Source organism: Caryophanon tenue, from assembly GCF_001700315.1.
Classification (GTDB): domain Bacteria; phylum Bacillota; class Bacilli; order Bacillales_A; family Planococcaceae; genus Caryophanon; species Caryophanon tenue.
In genome coordinates this window covers 460,169-481,820 of the sequence record NZ_MASJ01000003.1, presented here as the reverse complement: position 1 = coordinate 481,820, position 21,652 = coordinate 460,169, and the positions used below count along the sequence as shown (strand labels likewise).

Annotated in this window: 19 protein-coding genes and 1 riboswitch; of the genes, 5 read left to right on the top strand and 14 right to left on the bottom strand. The window is 39.7% G+C overall.

The window, feature by feature from the left end:
* Positions 1–15 precede the first annotated feature (15 nt).
* The 4 genes from A6M13_RS05475 to A6M13_RS05460 all read left to right on the top strand — a co-directional run bounded on the left by A6M13_RS05475 (position 16) and on the right by A6M13_RS05460 (position 5,761).
* Entirely contained in the window at positions 16–1,824 is a 1,809-nt protein-coding gene (locus A6M13_RS05475; RefSeq protein WP_066543599.1) for an assimilatory sulfite reductase (NADPH) flavoprotein subunit, read from the top strand.
* Between the two features lie 17 nt (positions 1,825–1,841).
* Positions 1,842–3,575 carry an assimilatory sulfite reductase (NADPH) hemoprotein subunit gene (gene cysI, locus A6M13_RS05470; protein WP_066543597.1) on the top strand — a complete coding sequence of 578 codons (1,734 nt, stop codon included), beginning with the start codon at positions 1,842–1,844 and terminating at the stop codon, positions 3,573–3,575.
* A 165-nt stretch (positions 3,576–3,740) separates the two neighbouring features.
* On the top strand, positions 3,741–4,517 hold the full coding sequence (locus A6M13_RS05465) for an enoyl-ACP reductase FabI (RefSeq protein WP_066543595.1): 777 nt from the start codon (positions 3,741–3,743) through the stop codon (positions 4,515–4,517).
* A 284-nt stretch (positions 4,518–4,801) separates the two neighbouring features.
* Complete coding sequence (locus A6M13_RS05460; RefSeq protein ID WP_066543589.1) at positions 4,802–5,761, top strand: helix-turn-helix transcriptional regulator; 960 nt, start codon at positions 4,802–4,804, stop codon at positions 5,759–5,761.
* Positions 5,762–5,799: 38 nt separating this feature from the next.
* On the opposite strand, the gene glnA is transcribed toward A6M13_RS05460, so the two are convergent.
* From glnA to A6M13_RS05405, 11 genes are all read right to left on the bottom strand, one after another.
* Entirely contained in the window at positions 5,800–7,134 is a 1,335-nt protein-coding gene (gene glnA, locus A6M13_RS05455) for a type I glutamate--ammonia ligase (RefSeq protein WP_066543587.1), read from the bottom strand.
* A 63-nt stretch (positions 7,135–7,197) separates the two neighbouring features.
* Positions 7,198–7,551, bottom strand: a complete 354-nt coding sequence (locus A6M13_RS05450) for a MerR family transcriptional regulator (RefSeq protein ID WP_066543585.1) — start codon at positions 7,549–7,551, stop codon at positions 7,198–7,200.
* A gap of 245 nt (positions 7,552–7,796) precedes the next feature.
* Complete coding sequence (locus A6M13_RS05445) at positions 7,797–8,378, bottom strand: ECF transporter S component (RefSeq protein ID WP_083998229.1); 582 nt, start codon at positions 8,376–8,378, stop codon at positions 7,797–7,799.
* Positions 8,379–8,583: 205 nt separating this feature from the next.
* Positions 8,584–8,758: riboswitch (FMN riboswitch) on the bottom strand.
* Between the two features lie 248 nt (positions 8,759–9,006).
* Entirely contained in the window at positions 9,007–10,788 is a 1,782-nt protein-coding gene (locus tag A6M13_RS05440; RefSeq protein ID WP_066543582.1) for an ATP-binding protein, read from the bottom strand.
* Entirely contained in the window at positions 10,781–11,497 is a 717-nt protein-coding gene (locus A6M13_RS05435) for a response regulator transcription factor (protein ID WP_066543578.1), read from the bottom strand. Before A6M13_RS05435 ends, A6M13_RS05440 begins: the two co-directional genes overlap by 8 nt.
* Positions 11,498–11,782: 285 nt before the next feature.
* On the bottom strand, positions 11,783–12,964 hold the full coding sequence (gene ccsB, locus A6M13_RS05430; RefSeq protein ID WP_066543577.1) for a c-type cytochrome biogenesis protein CcsB: 1,182 nt from the start codon (positions 12,962–12,964) through the stop codon (positions 11,783–11,785).
* Positions 12,961–14,607, bottom strand: a complete 1,647-nt coding sequence (gene resB / locus A6M13_RS05425) for a cytochrome c biogenesis protein ResB (protein ID WP_066543576.1) — start codon at positions 14,605–14,607, stop codon at positions 12,961–12,963. The genes ccsB and resB overlap by 4 nt, the downstream gene beginning before the upstream one ends.
* A 20-nt stretch (positions 14,608–14,627) precedes the next feature.
* Entirely contained in the window at positions 14,628–15,182 is a 555-nt protein-coding gene (gene resA / locus A6M13_RS05420) for a thiol-disulfide oxidoreductase ResA (RefSeq protein WP_066543575.1), read from the bottom strand.
* Between the two features lie 86 nt (positions 15,183–15,268).
* Positions 15,269–16,003 (bottom strand): pseudouridine synthase, encoded by a 735-nt coding sequence (locus tag A6M13_RS05415; protein WP_066543573.1) that lies wholly within the window; start codon positions 16,001–16,003, stop codon positions 15,269–15,271.
* 196 nt (positions 16,004–16,199) lie between these two features.
* A complete protein-coding gene (scpB, locus tag A6M13_RS05410) occupies positions 16,200–16,784 on the bottom strand; it encodes an SMC-Scp complex subunit ScpB (protein WP_066543570.1) in 585 nt (194 codons plus the stop codon).
* The gene (locus tag A6M13_RS05405; RefSeq protein WP_066543567.1) at positions 16,768–17,538 is read right to left on the bottom strand and encodes a segregation/condensation protein A; all 771 of its coding nucleotides are present in this window, start codon (positions 17,536–17,538) and stop codon (positions 16,768–16,770) included. The genes scpB and A6M13_RS05405 overlap by 17 nt, the downstream gene beginning before the upstream one ends.
* 57 nt (positions 17,539–17,595) lie before the next feature.
* Between A6M13_RS05405 and A6M13_RS05400 the strand changes: the two genes are divergently transcribed.
* On the top strand, positions 17,596–18,102 hold the full coding sequence (locus A6M13_RS05400; RefSeq protein ID WP_066543565.1) for a DUF309 domain-containing protein: 507 nt from the start codon (positions 17,596–17,598) through the stop codon (positions 18,100–18,102).
* A 65-nt stretch (positions 18,103–18,167) separates the two neighbouring features.
* Here A6M13_RS05400 and A6M13_RS05395 read toward each other — a convergent pair whose 3' ends face one another.
* The 3 genes from A6M13_RS05395 to A6M13_RS05385 form a co-directional block, all read right to left on the bottom strand.
* The gene (locus A6M13_RS05395; protein WP_066543563.1) at positions 18,168–18,518 is read right to left on the bottom strand and encodes a GNAT family N-acetyltransferase; all 351 of its coding nucleotides are present in this window, start codon (positions 18,516–18,518) and stop codon (positions 18,168–18,170) included.
* 210 nt (positions 18,519–18,728) lie between these two features.
* Positions 18,729–20,036: a diaminopimelate decarboxylase gene (gene lysA / locus A6M13_RS05390; protein ID WP_066543561.1), complete on the bottom strand. Its 1,308-nt coding sequence runs from the start codon at positions 20,034–20,036 to the stop codon at positions 18,729–18,731.
* Positions 20,037–20,342: 306 nt separating this feature from the next.
* Complete coding sequence (locus A6M13_RS05385) at positions 20,343–21,590, bottom strand: thymidine phosphorylase (RefSeq protein WP_066543559.1); 1,248 nt, start codon at positions 21,588–21,590, stop codon at positions 20,343–20,345.
* Positions 21,591–21,652: the final 62 nt, after the last annotated feature.

The following is a 21,652-nucleotide window of genomic DNA, read 5'->3' as shown; positions in this document are numbered from 1 at the left end:
TACGAGGTGGAATTAGTGAAATTACAAGTAATTAACAGTCCTTTTAACGAGGAACAAGTCAAACTATTAAATGAGTTACTCCCTAAACTAACAAGCGCACAAAAAGTTTGGTTAAATGGCTATTTAGCTGCAACAAGCGTGTCAGATGTTATCGTTGAAGAAGTGATTGAAGCTGGAAGCACACCGACTGTAGGGGCCCCTGCTGCGCCTCCACAAACACGTACAGTCACTGTATTATTCGCCTCTCAAACAGGCAACGCACAAAAGCTTGCGCAAAATATCGGTGCTGAGCTTCAAACGCAAGGCTTAGAAGTAGAAGTAGCGTCAATGGCAAAGTTCAAGCCAAACAATTTAAAGAAAGTGGAAGATGTGTTAATTGTGGCGAGCACAAATGGAGAAGGTGAGCCACCTGATAACGCCCTTGGTTTCCATGAATTTTTATATTCAAAACGCGCACCAAAGCTTGATCACGTACGCTTTGCTGTATTAGCACTTGGTGACACATCGTATGAATTTTACTGTAAAACAGGTCATGACTTTAACAACCGCTTCTTAGAATTAGGTGCACAGGCACTACTCCCTATCGTAGAATGCGATGTTGACTATGAAGAGCCTGCTGCAAAATGGTTTACAGATGTGAAACAAGTATTAGCTACTGCTACAGAAACGACAGCTGCTTCGTCACAAGAGACTTCATCACCTGCAACAGCAGTGGAATATACGCGTAACAAGCCTTTTGCAGCTGAAATCGTTGAAAAAATCAACTTAAACATGACAGGCTCAAATAAACATACGACACACTTAGAAATTTCACTTGAAAATTCTGGTATTACGTATGAACCAGGCGATAGCTTAGGCATTGTACCAAAAAACAATGAACAATTAGTCGATGCATTAATCGCTACACTTAAGTTCGATGCGAGTAAAACCGTTCCTACTGGTGATACGACGCAAACATTACGTGATGCGCTTATTAACCATTACGAAATTACGGTATTATCAAAACCTTTATTACAAAAAATCGCTGAATTTACAACACATAGTGATTTCCAAAACATTGTCACACAAACATCGGTAAAAGACTTCGTATATGGGCGTGACTTATTAGATATCGCAGAAAGTTATGGTCCATTCTCATGGACAGAAGAGCAATTTGTAAGCTTACTACGCAAGATTCCGGGTCGCTTATACTCTATTTCAAGCGCACAATCAGCGGTTGACGAGGAAGTACATGTAACAATCGGACGTGTTGGTTATGAAGCATACGGACGTGAGCGTTTCGGTGTTGCCTCTACACAAGTAGCGGACCAACTAGAAATTGGCGATACAGTAAATGTATATGTTCATAAAAACCCGAACTTCAAATTACCTGCGGAAGATAAACCAGTCATTATGATTGGTCCTGGTACAGGGATTGCCCCATTCCGTTCGTTCTTACAAGAGCGCGAGGAAACAGGCGCAACAGGTGAATCTTGGTTATTCTTCGGTGAACAACATTTCGTAACAGACTTCTTATACCAAACAGAATTACAAGCATGGTTAGCAAACGGTACATTAACAAACTTACATGTTGCATTCTCACGTGATACCGACCAAAAAGTATACGTACAGCACCGCATGCAAGAGCAAGCAGAAGAATTATACAAATGGCTTCAAAACGGCGCCTATATTTACGTATGTGGCGATGAAAAGCATATGGCAAAAGATGTGGAACAAACGTTAATTGACATCGTGGCAACACAAGGCAATTTATCACAAGAACAAGCATCGGCATATATTAAACAACTGCAACAAGATGAGCGTTACTTACGCGACGTGTATTAATTGAGGGGGATTTAAGCATGACTGAAAAAATTACAATCGCACCACAAGGCGGCACATTTAGTGACGTTGAACGTATTAAAACGGAAAGTAACTACTTACGCGGCACATTAGCAGAATCAATGGTAGAGCCAATTAGTTCTGGTATTAATGACGATGATAACCGTTTAATGAAATTCCACGGTTCTTACTTACAAGATGATCGTGATGTCCGCACAGAACGCGCGAAGAAAAAATTAGAGCCTGCTTACCAATTCATGGTACGTGTACGAACTCCGGGAGGCGTCGCTACACCGAAACAATGGCTTGTGATGGACGAAATGGGCGACAAATACGGCAATGGCTCATTAAAAATTACGACACGTCAAGCATTCCAAGTACACGGCATTTTAAAATGGAATGTCAAAAAATACATGCAAGAAATTAATGATGTGCTACTTGACTGTATCGCAGCATGTGGTGACGTTAACCGTAACGTCATGTGTAATGCGAATCCATTTATCTCAAGCTTACACAAAGAAGCATATGACATCGCTTCAGCTATTAGTGAACATTTATTACCGAAAACACGCGCTTACCATGAATTATGGTTAGATGGTGAAAAAGTAGAAGCAACACCAGACCGCGAAATGGAGCCAATTTACGGGGAGCTTTATTTACCACGTAAATTCAAAATCGGTATGGCGATTCCACCACTAAATGATGTCGATGTATATTCACAAGATATTGGCTTAATCGCGATTATTGAAGACAATGAGTTAAAAGGCTTTAACGTACTTGCTGGTGGCGGTATGGGTATGGCACATGGGGACGACACAACGTATCCACAGCTTGGACGTTTCGTTGGTTATGTCTCAAAAGATAGAGTCGTAGATGTTTGTGAAAAGTTATTAACGATTCAACGTGATAACGGGAACCGTGTAGAGCGTAAAAATGCTCGTTTCAAATATACGGTAGATCGCTTAGGATTAGATGCGGTAAAACAAGAGTTACACAATCGTCTTGGTTACGAGTTAGAAGAAGCACGCGAATTTACATTTGAACACTCTGGCGACCGTTACGGCTGGGTACAAGGTGAAGATAAAAAATGGCACTTCACATTATTTATCCAAAGTGGTCGCGTAAAAGACTTTGACGGCTATCCGTTAAAAACTGGCTTACGTGAAATCGCTAAAATTCATACAGGTGAATTCCGTATGACCGGTAACCAAAACTTAGTGATTGCGAACGTAACCGCACAAAAGAAAAAGAAAATCGAAGCATTAATTGAACAGTATAATATTACAGATGGCGCGCATTACTCTGCGCTGCGTCGTAGTTCAATTGCTTGTGTATCCTTCCCTACTTGTGGTTTAGCAATGGCTGAAGCAGAGCGTTACTTACCATCTTTACTTGAAAAGTTAGAAGTTGTATTAGATGAGTCAGGTATTGCCGATAAAGAAATTATCATTCGTATGTCAGGTTGTCCAAATGGATGCTCACGTGCGGCACTTGGTGAAATCGGGTTTATCGGAAAAGGTCCTGGTAAATACAATTTATACTTAGGAGCTGCGCATGATGGCAGTCGTTTAAATAAACTGTTCAAAGAAAATATTGGCGAGCCAGAAATTTTAGCAGAGCTAACGCCAATTTTACAGCGCTATGCAAAAGAACGTGAAGAAGGCGAACACTTCGGCGACTTCGTGATTCGTGCAGGCATTATCGCTGCAACAACTGACGGCACAAACTTCCATAAAGAATTACAAAACGTATAATTACTTAAAAGATAAGTGGTGAATGTATTTCGCCCTTATCTTTTTCTATTGTAACAGCAACCCAATTGTCCTCTATTTTTACGCTTGTCGAATAAGAATAGTCGTGTTACACTAATTATTAGTAACAGGTACTAATACTACATACAACAAAGGGGTTTAGTTTATATGTCAGTTTTACAAATTAGCGGAAAAAATTATGTCGTGATGGGCGTTGCCAATGAGCGTAGTATTGCGTGGGGTGTCGCAAAGCGCTTATTAGAAGAAGGTGCTACCGTTATTTTCACATATCGTAAAGAACGTTCGAAAGGCAAAATTGAAAAGCTATTAACAGCGTATCCAGACGCTACTACTGCTTTAGTGGAATGCGATGTCAACAGTGACGAAAGTATTCAACAAGCGTTTACCACAATTGGCGAAACGTATCCTGTATTAGAAGGTGTAGTCCATTCGGTTGCATTTGCCCATGCAGAAGATTTACGCAACGCATTTGTTGAAACAACACGTGAAGGCTATGCATTTGCTCAGGACACAAGTGCGTATTCATTAATTGCTGTCGCAAAAGCAGCCAAGCCTTACTTCTCTCCAACTGCGAGCATCGTCACAATGAGCTATTTAGGCGCTGAACGTGTATTACCAGGCTATAATGTCATGGGTGTCGCAAAAGCAGCATTAGAGGCAGCTATGCGTTATTTAGCCTATGACCTTGGCGAACAAGGTGTACGTGTCAATGCTATCTCAGCAGGCGCGATTCGTACATTAGCAGCGAAGGGTGTCCCTAGCTTCAATGACATTATGCATAAAATCGAAGACAATGCCCCACTTCGTCGCAACACAAATCAAGAAGAAGTTGCCGATATGACACTTGTGATGCTATCACCATTATCACGTGGCGTTACGGGCGAAACAATTTATGTTGACAGTGGCTATCACATTATGGGTTAATAGCACTTATTACTTCCACCTACTATTACTATAGTAGGTGTTTTTTTATCCCCTTTCCTCTGCTATGTGATGGACATTTCACGAACCTCTTTAAAAGTACTTTTATACTACTAAATAAATAATCTAATATTACTATTTAAGCTCTTTAAAATAATCCTTTTTTCACTTATAATAAATTATCATAATCGGCTATTCACAATTTACTATATTTTTTTGTATAAATAGTCATTTTTTGTCCATTCCACTAGTATATACTGCTGGTAGACCGTTGTAGGAGGAGAATTATGGAAACAAGTCAAAATCAACGATTACTTTCGATGTACTCGAGATTATTAGACGGGGAACGACTAAAAAAATCACATGAAGCAGAGCGTTATGGCGTTTCACCTAAAACTATCCAGCGAGATATTACCGATTTGCGAGAAATTCTTGCCTTTGACAATATCGAACTACCATATGACAAACGTGATAATTCATATTATTTATCACATTACAAACGAGCATTTAAAGGAGAATTTTCCTATTCATTAGCTAAAATTTTATTTGATTCGCGCGCATTTCGCAAAGACGAATTACAACATATTTTAAATGTTTTAATTGATACGACAATTGTAACGGACCGCAAAAAAGTAAGGGCATTAGCTAGTAATGAATTAGAGCACTACACACCGGTACGTCATAACAAATGGTTAATGAATACTGTCTGGGAACTTGCCAATGCGAGCCATCATTCACAATATGTAGAGATGTATTATTTAAAAGAACATGATAAAACAGCTTCTCGTCGCATTATTAAGCCTCTTGGTATTATTTTCTCAGAATATTACTTCTATATTATCGCATATGACGCACAGCAAGAAGAAACCGATAAACAAATTCCGATTACATTCCGCGTTGATCGCATTACGGATTTCACAGTGTTAGATAGCAATTTTTCACAGCCGTATGCGTCTCGCTTTGAAGAAGGCAAATTCCGCAAGCGTGTTCAGTTCATGCATAGTGGTGAGCTTATCCATCTAAAATTCAAATTCAGTGGTGCTTCTCCACAAGCTGTACTCGACCGCTTACCGACCGCTACGTACGTACAAAAAGAAGACTATTTTATATTTAGCGCAGAAGTGTTTAGTCGTGGCATTCAAATGTGGTTGTTATCACAAGGGCATCACATCGAAGTGTTAGAACCTGCATCATTACGTGCTGAAATGCAACAGACCATTACGAATATGCTGGCTCGATACAGCTAAAAAAGGTTGGCGAAATTCGCCAACCTTTTTTTGTGTCATTAGAACATTTTTAAATATTGGTCGCGTTCCCACTCATGAACTGCCGTACGGAACATATCAAACTCAATTTCTTTCGCTTCTTTGAAGTTATAGTAAATGTGCTCGCCTAACGCTGCTTTTACCGTTTCATCACTTTCTAATGCATATAATGCCGCTTCAAGTGATGCTGGTAAATTCGCGATACCATTTTCAGCACGTTCTTTCGCATTCATCACATAAATGTTGCGGTCTACTGGTGCTGGCGGTGCGATTTCATTTTTCACACCATCTAAGCCTGATGCTAAAATAACAGCCATTGCTAAGTATGGGTTTGCAGATGGGTCTACTGAACGTAGCTCTACACGCGTTGATAAGCCACGAGAAGCTGGGATACGAATTAATGGTGAACGGTTTTGTGCTGACCATGCCACGTAACATGGTGCTTCGTAACCTGGTACTAAACGCTTGTACGAGTTAACAGTAGGGTTTGTCACTGCTGTAAAGCCTTGTACGTGCTTTAAAACACCTGCCATGAAGTGACGTGCTGTGTCAGATAATTGTAAGTCTGACCCTTCATCCCAGAACGCATTTTTATCGCCTTGGAATAGTGATAAGTTAAAGTGCATCCCTGAACCATTCACGCCGAATAATGGTTTTGGCATAAATGTAGCGTGTAAACCGTGCTGACGCGCAATTGTTTTTACAACTAATTTGAACGTTTGGATATTGTCACACGCTTCAATCGCACTTGCATATTTGAAGTCGATTTCGTGTTGACCTGGTGCTACCTCATGGTGTGATGCTTCGATTTCAAAGCCCATTTCTTCAAGCTCTAATACGATATCACGGCGGCAGTTTTCACCTAAATCTGTTGGTGCTAAGTCGAAGTAACCACCATCATCATTTAATTCTAATGTTGGTTGTCCTTTTTCATCTAGTTTAAATAAGAAGAATTCTGGCTCAGGCCCTAAGTTAAAGTCTGTGAACCCTAACGCTTCCATCTCTTTTAAAATTCGTTTTAAGTTTGAGCGAGGGTCCCCCTCAAATGGCGTACCATCTGGGCGAGCAATATCACAAATGAAACGTGCTACTTTGCCTTTTTCAGCTGTCCAAGGGAAGATCATGAATGTGTCTAAGTCTGGACGTAAATACATATCTGACTCTTCGATACGCACGAAGCCTTCGATTGATGAACCGTCAAACATCATTTTGTTGTCTAACGCTTTGTCTAACTGGCTTACTGGAATTTCAACATTTTTAATCGTACCTAGAATATCCGTAAACTGTAAACGAATATACTTTACGTTTTTATCTTGTACTAATTGTTTAATATCCTCTTTTGTGTACTTACCCATGTTCCTTCACTCTCCTAATTGTTGTTATCATATTACAGAACATTCTGACTTATTTATGTATGATTAGCCTGATGTTCGTTGCAGCATTTGCGCTTGCATTTCTTCACGCAAAATCGCACGTAGTTCTTGGTCAGAGATTTTTAATGTCTCTACCTTTTTAGGCGTTTGCCCTTCCGCTTTCATGTCAAACACTAACTTAACACCAGCCATGTTAATTCCTTGTTCTAACAGCTCTCGTACTTCCAGTAATGCGTCGATGTCATTTAATGAAAACATGCGTCGATTGCCTTCTGTTCGCTGTGGTGAAATCAAATTATGCTCTTCATAATAGCGAATTTGTCGTGCTGTTAAATCGGTAATTCTCATTACAGTGCTAATCGATAACAGCGGAATCGCTTTTCTATCTAATCTGCTCATGTTAACTACCTCCTCTTCACATGTATTACTTTACCATCATGTAAGTTCTTTCCGCAACCCCATGTTAGAAGAAATAACATATCTATTTTCGAATGGAATTATCGCACTTTTAGATATAAAATTAACGTCTTTTAGCGAAAACGCTTTCTTTTTATGTCAATATTACTAACGAATAGCTATTTTTCATCACTAAAGTAAACTTGCACACAAAAAAGCCCACCTCCTAAAGGAGATGAGCTTTCGATTTATGCCATAAAGACTTTACGTTGCTGTGCAATCCAGCTATGCATTGTGCGATACAGTAATAACATAACTGCCATAATTAAGACACCTTTAAAAATGTTAAATGGTAAAATCCCTAATACGATTGTTTCGTACATATCAAATGTACCCCAACCTAATAAATATGTGTACATCGGTAAAAAGGCTACATAATTTAAAATACTCATGCCAACTGCCATTGAAATTGTACCTGCTACTAAACCTGTTGCTAAACCTTTTGATGATGATTTTAATTTTTTATATACGAAATACGTTGGAAGAATGAATAAAATACTCGTTGCAAAGTTTGCCATTTGCCCAACTGGTACACCTGTTGGCGCGCCCGAGAAAATCCAATCTAACACGTTTTTTACAAGTTCTACAGTAATGCCCGCGACTGGCCCCATAATGATTGTTGCAACTAATGCTGGTACGTCACTAAAATCAATTTGTAAAAATGCTGGGAACCACGGTAATGGGAAATTTAACAGCATTAAAATAAATGAAATACTACTTAACATCCCGATTGTAATGAATGAACGAAGTTTTTTACTTTGCTTGCTCACGTTACATCTCTCCTCTTGCTGATCATCTCGCTAGAAGAAAGGTGCGTCTTGCGCTGTTAATGCCATAAAAAATCCCCTATCAAATTGCTTGATAAGGGAGAATAGGTACACGTAAACAAGCGTTTTTTCACTATTTTTGTCATAGACAAATAAACAGTTTTTTCAAACACTGTACTTGTGCGCATCAACATTGAGACGACTGCACCTTCACCTTCTCCCATCCAGACTATACTGTCGGCTTTGGAATTGCACCAAATCCTGCACGAAATAAATTTCGGCTCGCGGGCTCGAAACGATTGTTGTAATGTCCTCCATTACGGTCGGAGATTACATCGTTTATTACCGCCGGTCGGGAATTACACCCTGCCCCGAAGATGAATCAATATGAATTTGTTATATCTCTATTATACATATCCTAATTTCAAAGTAAATAGCTTTGTTTCAAAAAAACCAACAAATTCACTATACTTTAAAAGAAAATAAGTACAAAACATGATATTTACGTATATTATAGCATATATTTAAATAAAGGAGAATACTTAATTGTAACTTCGCGTGACATGCAAACAAAAAAGAAGCATACCGTAAAACGGTAGTGCTTCTTTTTGTTGTACTATTTTTCTATTACTTATTCGCTCATCGGTAATGTGAACGAGAACGTCGTGCCCATATTTTGAATGCTTTCGACCTTAATCGTGCCATTATGACCTTCTACGATATTTTTAGCAATGGCTAACCCTAAGCCTGTGCCACCTTTACCGCGCGTACGTGCTTTATCCGCTTTATAAAAACGCTCAAAAACATACGATAAATCTTCTTTCGGGATGCCTTGCCCCGTATCACGTACTTCTATTTTTGCTATACCTGCATCACGCAATACCGCAACTTGTACAGTACCTTGCTCTGGTGTATAACGCAGTGCATTATCAATTAAATTCGTCAGTACTTGCTCAATACGGTCTTCATCCATTTCGATATAGTAGTTGTCTGTATATTCACATACATAACGCAAATAAATGTTTTTTTCGCGTGCTACTTGGCTAAATTTATACGTCATACGTTCAAATGTAGAAGCTATCGGTACGAAATCTTTATACAAACGCATTTTCCCCGATTCTGTACGGGCAAGTGTTAATAAATCCGATACGAGACGGTTCATACGTTGTGATTCATCATAAATAATGCGAATCATTTCATCTTTTTCTTCGTCAGTTTCTACTACACCGTCAATAATCGCTTCTGAATAACCTTGGAGCATCGCAATTGGCGTGCGTAGTTCATGCGATACATTCGATACAAAATCAGTACGCAGCTTCTCTAAACGATGTTGTTCCGTTTTATCACGAATAACCGCAAGTGCCCCGCGCACCGCATCTCCGCTATACAATGGACTAAACGTAATAATTAAATAGCGCCCACCAATTTCTAAACGCTCAGCTAAATGGTCCTCAAAATGTAATACATGGTCGAGCATATGATAAATTTCAGGCGGTAAATGGTTCGTTGACGCATCATACGCTTCTTGTACATACCATTCTTGTAGTTGTTTTTCAGCTAGTGGATTCGTTACTAAAATCGTTTTATCCCGATTAAATGTAATAACCGCATCCGTCATTGAGGTTAAAATGCTGGATAACTGTTCTTTCTCTTGATTATTCACTTCTAAATGATGGTGCACTTGACGCCCCATCTGGTTAAAAGCTGTCGCCAATTGGCCAATTTCATCTTGCCCGTTATATTCGACCTTCGCATCGAATTTCCCCTTCGCCATATCAAACGCCGCCTCTCGCATACGACGCAGCGGTAATGTAATACGACTGGATAAGAAAAACGCAAAGAATGTCGTTAAAACGAATGCAATGAGTGCAGAAATAAAGACAATGCGAGTTGTTTGTGTTGTTGCATCACGTAGTGCCTCTGGTGACTGATAAATAAAGATTGCCCCGTGCGATGTTTCATCCGCATTAATTGGAAAACCGAGCACAACGTAATTTTCCATTTTATCTTCTTCAATGTTTGACGGTAAAATTAATTCATTGACAATCGGCTGATCCATCACATAAATACGTGAAAATTTCTCGCTTGATAAAATGGCTTGTTGAATCGCATCACCATTAATCCCTTCTTGCACAGCAAACGCGATATTCGTATTATCAGTCGCAATGAGTGCGTTCGTATGCTCTGATAAAATATCTTTTACGAGCGCTAATGTTTGGTCTGGTTGTTCATTTTCATCGAGCAGGCGCGCAATAACAGACGCCGTTTGACGCAATGAACTTTCCGCTTGGTTGGTATGGTAATTTTCCAAAAACTCCAACATAAGCACTGTAAAAATGAATAGAATAAACGAAACGAGAAGCAATATGGTTGCCCATAGCTTCCCGACTACGCTTCTCCATATTTTATTCATTCACGACCTCGAATTTATAGCCCACGCCCCATACCGTTACAATCATTTTCGCGGCGTTTTCTGAAACTCGATTTAATTTCTCACGTAAACGTTTAACATGTGTGTCAACCGTACGTAAATCACCGAAGAAATCATAATGCCACACTTCTTTTAATAGCTGCTCACGGTCAAATACTTTATCCGGCGATTTTGCTAAGAAATATAATAATTCGTATTCTTTCGGTGTTAAATTCACTTCAATACCATCTGCTGTTACGCGGTGTGCATCATGGTCAATTGTTAAGTGTGGGAATACAACAAGGTCTTTGGACGACGATGTATTAACAGTCGGTGCAAATGCTGCTGAACGACGTAAAATTGCTTTTACGCGTAGTACCACTTCACGCGGGCTAAATGGCTTTACGATGTAATCGTCCGCACCAAGCTCAAATCCTTGTACGCGATTTGCTTCTTCACCTTTAGCTGTTAATAAAATAATTGGCGTTGTTTTCTTTTCACGCAGTTCGCCACATACTTCTAATCCATCTTTGCCAGGCATCATAATATCTAATAAAATACAGTGGTAATCAAACTCCATTGCTTTTTGCAATGCTTGTTCACCATTTTCAGCTTCTTCTACTTGATAACCTTCACGTTCTAAATACATTTTTAAAAGACGACGAATACGGTCTTCGTCATCTACCACTAAAATCGTAATATTTTCTGACACAAGGTATACCCCTTTCATGCTTACTCTATCTTATATTGTACATAGTATTGCCATAAATGAAAAGGAAAAGGGGCGGCAAAACCCGATAAATAGGCGTTTTCATCAAAAAATGTGCGCGGGACAGCAGGGCAATTTAGCTAACCATCGCTAATGTTCCACCATAAAAACAGCAGACATCATCGTAAAACAGAAAGCGAAATTTTGTACGCGATATGGTGTAGCACTAAAAGTAAAAAAGTAGTAGGAGAAATGTATCGTTTCTCCTACCATCTTCTCTCATATCATTTAGCTAGCGTACGAATGTAAACCCGCAATAATTAAGTTCACGGCAACAAGATTGAACATAATAATAATAAAGCCAATCACCGCAAGCCATGCAGATTTCTCGCCTTCCCAACCTTTTGATAAACGTAAATGTAAAAACACCGTATAAAATAATGCCGTAATGAGCGCCCATACTTCTTTCGGGTCCCAGCCCCAATAACGTCCCCATGCTTCATGTGCCCAAATCATTGCAAACACAAGTGCACCCAGAACAAAGATTGGATAGCCAATTAATACAGCACGGTAGCCAATTTCATCCATTAAATCCGAATTGACACGTTTAAATAATGGCTGTAGCATCGTCGAAATTCTGCGTCGAGCGATTACACGAATAAGACCATATAACACCGTACCAAATAAGATTGCCCACGTCACTGTTGTTAATTTTTTCGCATTAATAACAGGTGGTGTTTCGGCAAGTGGCGTAAAGGTATCTTCTTGCTGTGGCACATACTCATTCATCCCCCAAATGGCAGGCATCGTATATGTAATTTCAGCGTCGCGACCTTCCTTATCAACATAATCAAAGCTCGATTCGTACCCTATTACAGAGAACGTCACACTCGCAAGCACAAATCCAATGACAATCATTACACTGTACATGACACTCTCTAGCCAAAAGCTCGATTTTGAACGTTTCGTTGTATCCACATTTTTTAGTAAATATACAAGACCCGCAACAGCGCTAATCGCTAAAATCGACTCGCCAATCGCTGCACAAATGACGTGAATCGTTAACCAATGCGATTGAAGTGACGGCACAAGTGGCGACACTTCACGGTCAAACATCGCGGCATAGCCAATCACTAAAATCGCAATCGGCAATGCTACAATGCCAAGTGCCGGTACGCGATACATAAAGTAAATCACTAAAAACGCACCGACAATAAACATCCCAAAAGCTGCTGTGAATTCAAACATATTGCTAACCGGCGCATGCTTTACCGCAATCCATCGACAAATAAAATAGCCGATATTCGCAATAAATGCAAGCACTGTCACACTCACAGCGAGCTTCTCCCATTGGTTCGCCTGCTGTTTTACTGGAGACTTTTTAATCGCACCACCAAATAAAAGCGTGGCGATTAAGTAACCGATAAATGCTGCATATAATAAATATCCACTTAGTTGTAACATCGTCATTCGCCTCGTCCACCTTCCTGGTCACGTAACTGCTCCTGCTCTGCTAGTTGGTCTATATATATCGGCAATTGTGCATGTTCACGTACCGCATCTACATCCTTTTTTAAACTAAACCAGTTTTTATTTGTATGTGCCGCAAAGAGCAGTGTACCGTCTGGCTGTTGTTGTATCCACATACGACGATGCTGCCAATATGAACCGATTGCGACACCTACTAAAAAGATAAAGCCACCAATGAATAATAGTGGAATTGTACGGTCTTTACGAATCGTTAAACCCGAAATATCCGTAAACTGCGCATCAACAAACGCCATTTTATACGCATTATTTCCCGTTGATTCGACGGTTTGCTGAATGCCGACAAAACTTGTTTCGCCTTCTGGTGTTTCTGGTGTAAACATTTTAAAGAAAAATGCTGGATTTGTCGGGAAACGTGAACCTGTTTGTGGCTCGCCATCTTCAAACCCTGTGAAATTTGGATAATACCCTAATATTTCAATGCGTGTTTCGTCATCTATGACATATTGCGGCTCAGGATTATATAAATCAATGGTGATCGCACCAAGCGATTCATTTGTCGCTTTATTTGTTAAGTTAAAGGTCATTTCTTTTAACTCATCATTTAAGCGATAATCCATTTGAAATAATGAATAGCCGCTTTCTGTTAACGGATGATTGACACGAATCGAATACTCCTGAACAACTTCTAAGTTCGATGTATCACCTGGCAATGCGCCTTCTGGTTGCTTATATAACACCACATCTGTTTGGAAGTTTTTCGCAACGGTATTAACACCTTGCTCCATCATGGCATCTGTTTGCTCTTGACCTTCATGAAATTCTAAAATAAACTCTTTATTTTCTAAATAATAGCCATCCATGCCTGGAACCGCTGTAATTTGTCCTTCACGTGCCCACATTGACTCATCGACATAAACACCGGGAATGACACGCATCATTATCGCTGCTAAAAAGATGATTAAGCCGACATGGTTAATATATGGCCCGTAGCGGGAAAAGCGATTTTTTTCCGCTAACAACGCACCATCTTCACGGCGCACACGATAGCGCATTTTTTGTAATTGCGCTTCTGCTTGTGCAAGTGTTTGCGGTGAAGCGGGCCCTTCTGCAATAATACGCTGACGCTTCATAAAGCTTTTATGTCGCTTGACACGTTGATTTGTTAATGATTTATGTAGTGGAATACCGCGGTCAATACTCGCAATAATAATCGAAATACCGAGTAAGCCGACAATAACTTGGAACCACCAAGTCGTATATAAGTCCGATAGCCCTAATGCATAATACACTTTTCCGAACTCACCATACACTTGCTCATAATACGCTGCAGCATCCGCTTCAGACACGGGAATATAAAAAGTTTGTGGCAAAAGTGTACCGATTGCTGCAGCTACTAATGTAATCACAATTAACGTCACGCCGACCTTAACACTTGAGAAAAAATTCCATATTTTATCAACGATTGACACATTATACGTTTTCGAGCGAACTGCTGACCCCTCATAACGCATATCGACAATTTTTCGTTGCTTCTCCTCATCGCTTAAAGGACGTCCACACATGGCACATAAATGTGTGCCATATGGATTTACGTGACCACACTCACACGTAATCGTCTCCATATCCTGTAACCCCTTCACGGCTAGTGTAACTGAGCAGTTGGTTCCGTCGGTTTAATCGACTCCATATGTTGCGCAATTTGCTGCTCAGTCATTTCACCCGTAATGATTTTTGTGACTGTTCCTTCTGGATTAATCAAAACTGTCGTAGGTAGTGGAATAATGCTGTATGCCTGTTTGACATCACCTGTCGTATCAATAACAACGGGGAATTGTAAACCATATTGCTGCATAAACTTTTGTACTTCAAACGGTGATTGCTCAATGTTAACTGCTAACGTTTGAACACCTTGTGACTCATAAATAGCATGTTGGCGATTCATCGCAGGCATTTCTTTTTTACATGGCTCACACCATGTTCCCCAGAAATTCAAAAATACCCCTTGCCCTCGGTAATCAGACAATGTATGGCTCGCACCATCCATATCGACTAGCGTAAAGTTCGGTGCGGCATCCCCAACAGCGAGCAGTTCACGCTTCTCGCCTTCTTGACTGCTAATGATGCTATATAAAATGGCACCAGCTAACACCGTCAAAATAAGCGCACGTGTAAAACGCCTTTTTTTCTTTTTCTCCACAATATCACTTCCTTCTGTTTCATCCAGTACTTTGATTATAGCAAAAAGAAGGTATTTCTAGCGAATTTCAAACATTTTAAATAGAATTACCCAATTGAACCTGTTTCAGCTAATACGCGTAATTGTTTTACTTCATGCTTTGTTAATTGACGATACTCACCTGGTGTTAAGTTCCCTAAATCTAAAAATGCAAAGCGTTCACGTTTTAATTTCACGACTGGTGTACCAATTGCTTCGAACATACGACGCACTTGGCGGTTACGTCCCTCATGAATCGTAATTTCACAAATCGCTTTTTTCGCTGTTTCATCAAATGATGTCATGCTTACTTTCGCTGGTGCTGTTTTACCATCTTCTAATTTAATACCGTTTTGTAACGCCATTAACCCTTTTTTATCCGGTACACCTTTTACGCGTGCAATATATGTTTTATCAATTTTAAATTTCGGGTGCGTCATTAAGTTCGCAAATTCACCGTCATTTGTTAATAATAATAAGCCCGATGTATCGTAGTCTAAACGACCAACTGGGAAAATACGTTCAATAACATGCTTACCGAAAATATCAACAACTGTTTGACGACCTTTATCATCCGTTACAGCTGAAATATAACCACGTGGTTTATATAGTAAGAAGTATACTTTATCTTCCTTCTCTAACTTCACACCATTTACTTCAACAACGTCTGAGTTTGACACCTTTGTTCCTAACTCTGTTACCGTTTTGCCGTTTACTTTTACTTTACCTTCTAAAATTAATTCTTCTGCTTTACGACGAGATGCAACACCTGCGTATGCAATCACTTTTTGTAATCTTTCCATTCTTCTTCACCTCATTAATTTCCTGCTTCTTCTAGCACCGATTATGGCATAAATACTACTAGAATGAAAGCGGCTCGCCTAGTCGGCTATTTATAGAACCACAATAAAAGGGCTGCGCCAAAAGCAAACTCCTTTTGTGCAGCCCTTGCTTGTATATATATCGTGTCACGCTTTATAAGCTAACTTTTAGTATAACTTATTCTGCGTCTTTTTCAAAGGCTTCTTGGAATTTCGTCATGAATAAATCTTGCTCTCCGTCGATACCGTCTTGTTCTGCTTGCGGTAACGGTGGCAATTCGCGTAAATCATTTAAACCGAAGAAATTTAAAAATTCCTTTGTCGTCCCATATAAAATGGCACGCCCTGTTCCTTCTACACGCCCCACTTCTTGAATCAGCCCTTTTGACACAAGCGTTTGAATTGGACGCTCACATTTCACACCACGTAAATCTTCCACTTCTACACGTGTAATTGGCTGCTTGTATGCAACAATGGCTAACACTTCCAGTGATGCTTGTGACATCGACTGCGCCGGTGGGTTTTCGATGAGCTTTTGAATCGTATCTGCCATTGATTGTTTCGTTACGAGCTGATATGTACCCGCTAGCTCTTTTAAGGTTACACCACGTGTGTCGTCTTGCTCTAATTGCTGTTGTAGCTGTGCGAGTACGTCCTTTAACTCCAGCTCTTCTACTTCGGTAATGTGCGCAAGTTGCTGTAATGTTAAACCGTCATCACCAACAACAAATAATAAACTTTCCACTTTACTCTGTATCGTCATTTAGTTCAAACTCCTCTTTTACTAACATTACCGTTAAATCGTCAAAATTATGCTGTTGCTCCACTTCAATGACTTGACGCTTCATCAGCTCGAGTATCGATAAAAATGTGCCAACAAGTGCCGTTTTATCGTCATATGGGAATAGCTCTGAAAACATCGTACGTCCGCCAAAGCTTTGCAATGTTGTAATAACCGTCCGCATTTGTTCCTTAATTGAAAAGTCTGCGCGCTTCACCGTTGTCTTTAGCGGTGATTTCAATTGCTTACGTCGCATCATTTTTTGAAATGCGCCGAGCATATCAAAGACATTAATATTCGTCTCAAATAATTGTAGCTGCTCAGACGGCATTAAATGTGATAAATCGGTTGGTGGACGTGTAAAGCTACGGGCACGCTCCTCCTCTAACACTTGCAGTTGCTGCGCCGCTTCTTTATACTTCTTGTATTCGATTAAACGTGCGACTAATTCTTCACGTGGGTCAGGTGCGTCGAGTTCAAATTCTTCGTCCTCTAACTCCCCTTCGTGAATCGGTAAAAGCATACGACTTTTAATCGCGAGCAGTGTTGCTGCCATGACTAAATATTCGCTTGCTTCATTTAGCTCTAATTCTTTCATCGCATGAATATGTTCGATATACTGCGCGGTAATTTCCGCCATCGGAATATCATAAATATCAATTTCCAAGCGGTGAATTAAATGTAATAATAAATCAAGAGGTCCGCTAAATGCGTCAACCTTAACTTCATAAGACATGTATCATCAATCCTGTCATTTTAAACTCCATTTTAGTATAGAGGAAGTGAACAACAATTGCATCATCCATCATTCCATCCATTGTTTATTGATTATATCACCTATTTTAATGGCAATCGTGATTATTTTGAATGCCACGAAGTTTTAGAGGAATATTGGAAAGACATCGCGCCGCGCGATAAAGAACATGTATTAGTTGGACTCGTACAAATCGCAACAGGTATGTATCATTGGCGACGCGGCAATTTACGCGGCGCTATCCGTATTTTTGAAAAAGGGATTGCTTGTATAAATGCTCAACAAGCACATCCGTTATTAACGGTTTTTCATATGCCGCAATTACTAGAGCGCCTTCAAAACACGAAAGAACAAATGATGCAACAACAGCCATTTACACCATTTTCACTGCCTGTTCACCACGTGGAGCTTCACGCACATATTATGCAATGTATCGCAAACTTACCACCAGCAGATGAGGATTTTTTACGCGACAAGCATAAATTACGTGACCGCACAGAAGTATATGAAGCACGCGATGCTAAAATTGCCGCGCGCCGAGCATAAAGTAAGGACGTGCCTTAGACATCCGTCTAAGACACGCCCTTTTTAAGTTTACAGCGTCGTGCTGCTTATGATTGTCTCGTACATTTTTCAACAAGAGGTGCTGTTCCATTTAACGGCACAACATGCGACACGCCTGGCAATTGCTCAACAGCTTCAATCATACAACGCGCAATGCCTTCTCCGCGATGGCTCGGCATAACCGAGATATGCTGAACATATGCTGTTTCGTTGTCGTATTGTACACCGATTAAGCCCAAATATTCATCGTCTTGCTTCCATAAATATAAGTGCCATTGTTCATCTTCTTCATAACGTGCCATCGTCTCTTGTAGCTTTTTCAAATCCTTTTGCGCTGGGTTAAACGATAATAATCCCATCGCTAATTTTTCGAAAGCTTTTTTGTAACGATATAACATAATATTTAATCCCTCATTTTTTTCAGTCACATAATTGCATATGACATATCCTACATGATTTCAGACAGAAGGGCAAATTTTTTACCAGTCTTTTCCCATCAGAAAAAGACGCTTAACCAATAGACAATTCCCCACGCAAAACCTACTCCTAGCAACATTATTAACCACTTACGATTAGAACCTCTCACGTTGCCATCCCCCTTTATGAGTTTATTTTAACGTGAATGGTAAATCATTTTGAATTAAATCTTCATAACTTTCACGACGAATTACTAGTTGATGTTGTCCATTTTCTACAAATACAACAGCAGGACGTGCTACACGGTTATAGTTTGATGCCATTGAGTAGCCATATGCCCCCGTACAGAACATCGCTAAAATGTCGCCTTCTTCTGCCTTTTGTAATTTTGCGTCTGTCATTAATTTATCACCAGACTCACATAATTTACCCGCTACTGTGTACGTATAGTCTGCCGCTTCATTTGCTTTATTAGCAATGACTGCTTCGTACTTCGCATCATATAATGCTGGGCGAATATTATCGCTCATCCCGCCATCAACTGCGATGTATTCACGTACACCTGGTACTGTTTTTTGAGAACCGATTGTATATAAAGAAGTACCTGCATCACCAACAAGTGAACGACCTGGCTCAATCCAAATCTCTGGTACATCTAGGTTTAATTTTTGTGCCTCTTCTTTTACAACTTGAATCATATCTGCTACATATTGCTGTGGTGCAAGTGGTGTGTCTTCTGCTGTATAACGAATACCAAAGCCGCCACCTAAATTTAATACTTGTGGTGTAAAGCCTGTTTCGTCACGCCAAGCCCCTAATTTCGCCATTAACTTTCCGGCTGCTAAGCTAAAGCCTTCTGTTTCGAAAATTTGAGAACCGATATGGCAATGTAAACCAAGTAATGTAATGCCCGATTTTTCTTGCGCTGCTTTAAAGGCATCATCTGCTTGCCCATTATTTAAATCAAAGCCAAATTTTGAATCTGCTTGGCCCGTTGTAATAAATTCATGTGTGTGTGCCTCAACACCTGGTGTTACACGTAGTAACACGTTCATGTTGGCATTTTTTTGTTGTGCGATTGTATTAATTAATTCGATTTCGTAAAAGTTATCCACGACGATGCAGCCGATTTTTGCGTCAAACGCCATTTCAATTTCTTCTACGCTTTTATTGTTACCATGGAAGTGAATGCGCTCTGCTGGTACACCTGCTTTTAACGCTGTGTATAGCTCGCCTCCTGATACAACATCTACTGATAAGTTTTCTTGTACAGCTAGTTGGTACATCGCTACACATGCAAATGCTTTTGATGCATATGCTACTTGTGCTTGTACACCTAGCTCTTTAAATGTTTCGACGAAGCCTTGTGCACGTTCACGAATTAATGCTGTGTCATATACAAATAATGGTGTACCATATGTATTTGCTAATTCTGTTGTTGATACGCCACCGATTGTTAATTCATTATCTTTAATTGCCTGTGTTCCATATAAATGCATCGTTTTTTGCTCCTTATCATTCATCAAATTTCTTCGTTAATCGCGTTTAACCTCAAAACGTAATTATGAAAAAACTTTACCACAGACCTTTTGCAACCGCAACAACGACGACTAAAATTATTCGATAAATTGAATAATTATAAAGAATCACAAACACTCTCACAAATATGTTTCGTTTATGCTGACAATACTTACTGAACTTTTTAGAACTGTCAGACCTCTTATAATTATGCACATATTCATATACTGCTTGCACAAAACAAAAAAGCCCGCCCTATGTTTAGGCGAGCTTTTTCATCTATTATATTATTGTACGTTATATGCGCGTAACGCTTGTTCAACGATTGCCGCTGAAATTTCTTTGTTCGCATATAAATACGCGACTGTATCACCAACTGCAACTTCTGCGCCGTCTTTAACGACTAATTCAATACCTGCATCAAAATCAAGTACAGATTCTTTCGTTAAACGACCTGCGCCAAGTGATACAGATACTTCACCGATTTGTTGTGCATCGATTGATTGTACAACTCCCGCTTTATCCGCAACAACCGCTACTTTATATGCTACGTCGTTCATCACTGTATCTGTTACATCGCCGCCTTGTAAACGAATCATTTCAAATAATTTCTCTTTTGCTTGACCGTTTTCAAGAACTGCTAGCACTTCTTCACGTGCAGTTGGCTTGTTGTCTGTTGCCATATTGTACATATCTGTTGCAACATCTACGCACGTATCAATTAAATCTTTACTTGTTTTCTCAAAGTTCCCCGCTAATACGTCGATTGCTTCGACTACTTCTAGCTTATTACCAATGAAACGACCAAGTGGATTATTCATATCTGAGTAATGAATTTTCATTTTACGGTTAAATGCTTCACCAATTTCTTGCATCGCTTGTCCAAGTGTTTGTGCTTCTTCTTCAGTTTTCATAAACGCACCGTTACCGTACTTTACGTCTAATACGATCCCATCAGCACCGGAAGCGATTTTTTTCGACATAATTGATGCTGCGATTAACGGAATCGAGTCCACTGTTCCTGTTACATCACGTAGTGCATATAATTTTTTATCCGCTGGTACGATATTTGCTGTTTGACCTGCTACTGCAATGTTTGCATTTTGCACATTTGCAATAAACTCATCCATTTCAAGCTCGACACGTAAGCCTTTAATGGATTCTAATTTATCTAATGTCCCGCCTGTAATACCTAAGCCACGACCAGAAAATTTCGCTACAGGTACGCCAAGCGCCGCTAAAATTGGTGTTACCACTAATGTTACTTTGTCGCCAACACCGCCTGTTGAATGCTTATCTACTTTAAACCCTTCGATTGAAGATAAATCAACGACGTCACCTGATTGAATCATCGCATCTGTTAATGCAAATGTTTCTTCTGGGGTCATACCGTTTAAGCGAATCGCCATTAATAATGCGGAAATTTGATAATCTGGAATGTCACCTGCAACATATCCTTGAATGAAAAATTGGATTTCTTCTTTTGTTAACGATTGGTGATTTTTCTTATGTTCAATAATGCTTACGATATTCATATGCGTCACTTCTTTCTATTATTTTCGCGCATAACGCGTCAAAGCTATAAATAAGACGTCTG

Excerpts from the sequence above, each read along its gene's own strand:
- cysI (WP_066543597.1), top strand. The coding sequence starts at position 1,842 with ATGACTGAAAAAATTACAATCGCACCACAAGGCGGCACATTTAGTGAC.
- A6M13_RS05465 (WP_066543595.1), top strand. The coding sequence starts at position 3,741 with ATGTCAGTTTTACAAATTAGCGGAAAAAATTATGTCGTGATGGGCGTT.
- A6M13_RS05460 (WP_066543589.1), top strand. The coding sequence starts at position 4,802 with ATGGAAACAAGTCAAAATCAACGATTACTTTCGATGTACTCGAGATTA.
- glnA (WP_066543587.1), bottom strand. The coding sequence starts at position 7,134 with ATGGGTAAGTACACAAAAGAGGATATTAAACAATTAGTACAAGATAAA.
- A6M13_RS05450 (WP_066543585.1), bottom strand. The coding sequence starts at position 7,551 with ATGAGCAGATTAGATAGAAAAGCGATTCCGCTGTTATCGATTAGCACT.
- A6M13_RS05440 (WP_066543582.1), bottom strand. The coding sequence starts at position 10,788 with ATGAATAAAATATGGAGAAGCGTAGTCGGGAAGCTATGGGCAACCATA.
- ccsB (WP_066543577.1), bottom strand. The coding sequence starts at position 12,964 with ATGACGATGTTACAACTAAGTGGATATTTATTATATGCAGCATTTATC.
- resB (WP_066543576.1), bottom strand. The coding sequence starts at position 14,607 with ATGGAGACGATTACGTGTGAGTGTGGTCACGTAAATCCATATGGCACA.
- A6M13_RS05415 (WP_066543573.1), bottom strand. The coding sequence starts at position 16,003 with ATGGAAAGATTACAAAAAGTGATTGCATACGCAGGTGTTGCATCTCGT.
- scpB (WP_066543570.1), bottom strand. The coding sequence starts at position 16,784 with ATGACGATACAGAGTAAAGTGGAAAGTTTATTATTTGTTGTTGGTGAT.
- A6M13_RS05405 (WP_066543567.1), bottom strand. The coding sequence starts at position 17,538 with ATGTCTTATGAAGTTAAGGTTGACGCATTTAGCGGACCTCTTGATTTA.
- A6M13_RS05395 (WP_066543563.1), bottom strand. The coding sequence starts at position 18,518 with ATGTTATATCGTTACAAAAAAGCTTTCGAAAAATTAGCGATGGGATTA.
- lysA (WP_066543561.1), bottom strand. The coding sequence starts at position 20,036 with ATGCATTTATATGGAACACAGGCAATTAAAGATAATGAATTAACAATC.
- A6M13_RS05385 (WP_066543559.1), bottom strand. The coding sequence starts at position 21,590 with ATGAATATCGTAAGCATTATTGAACATAAGAAAAATCACCAATCGTTA.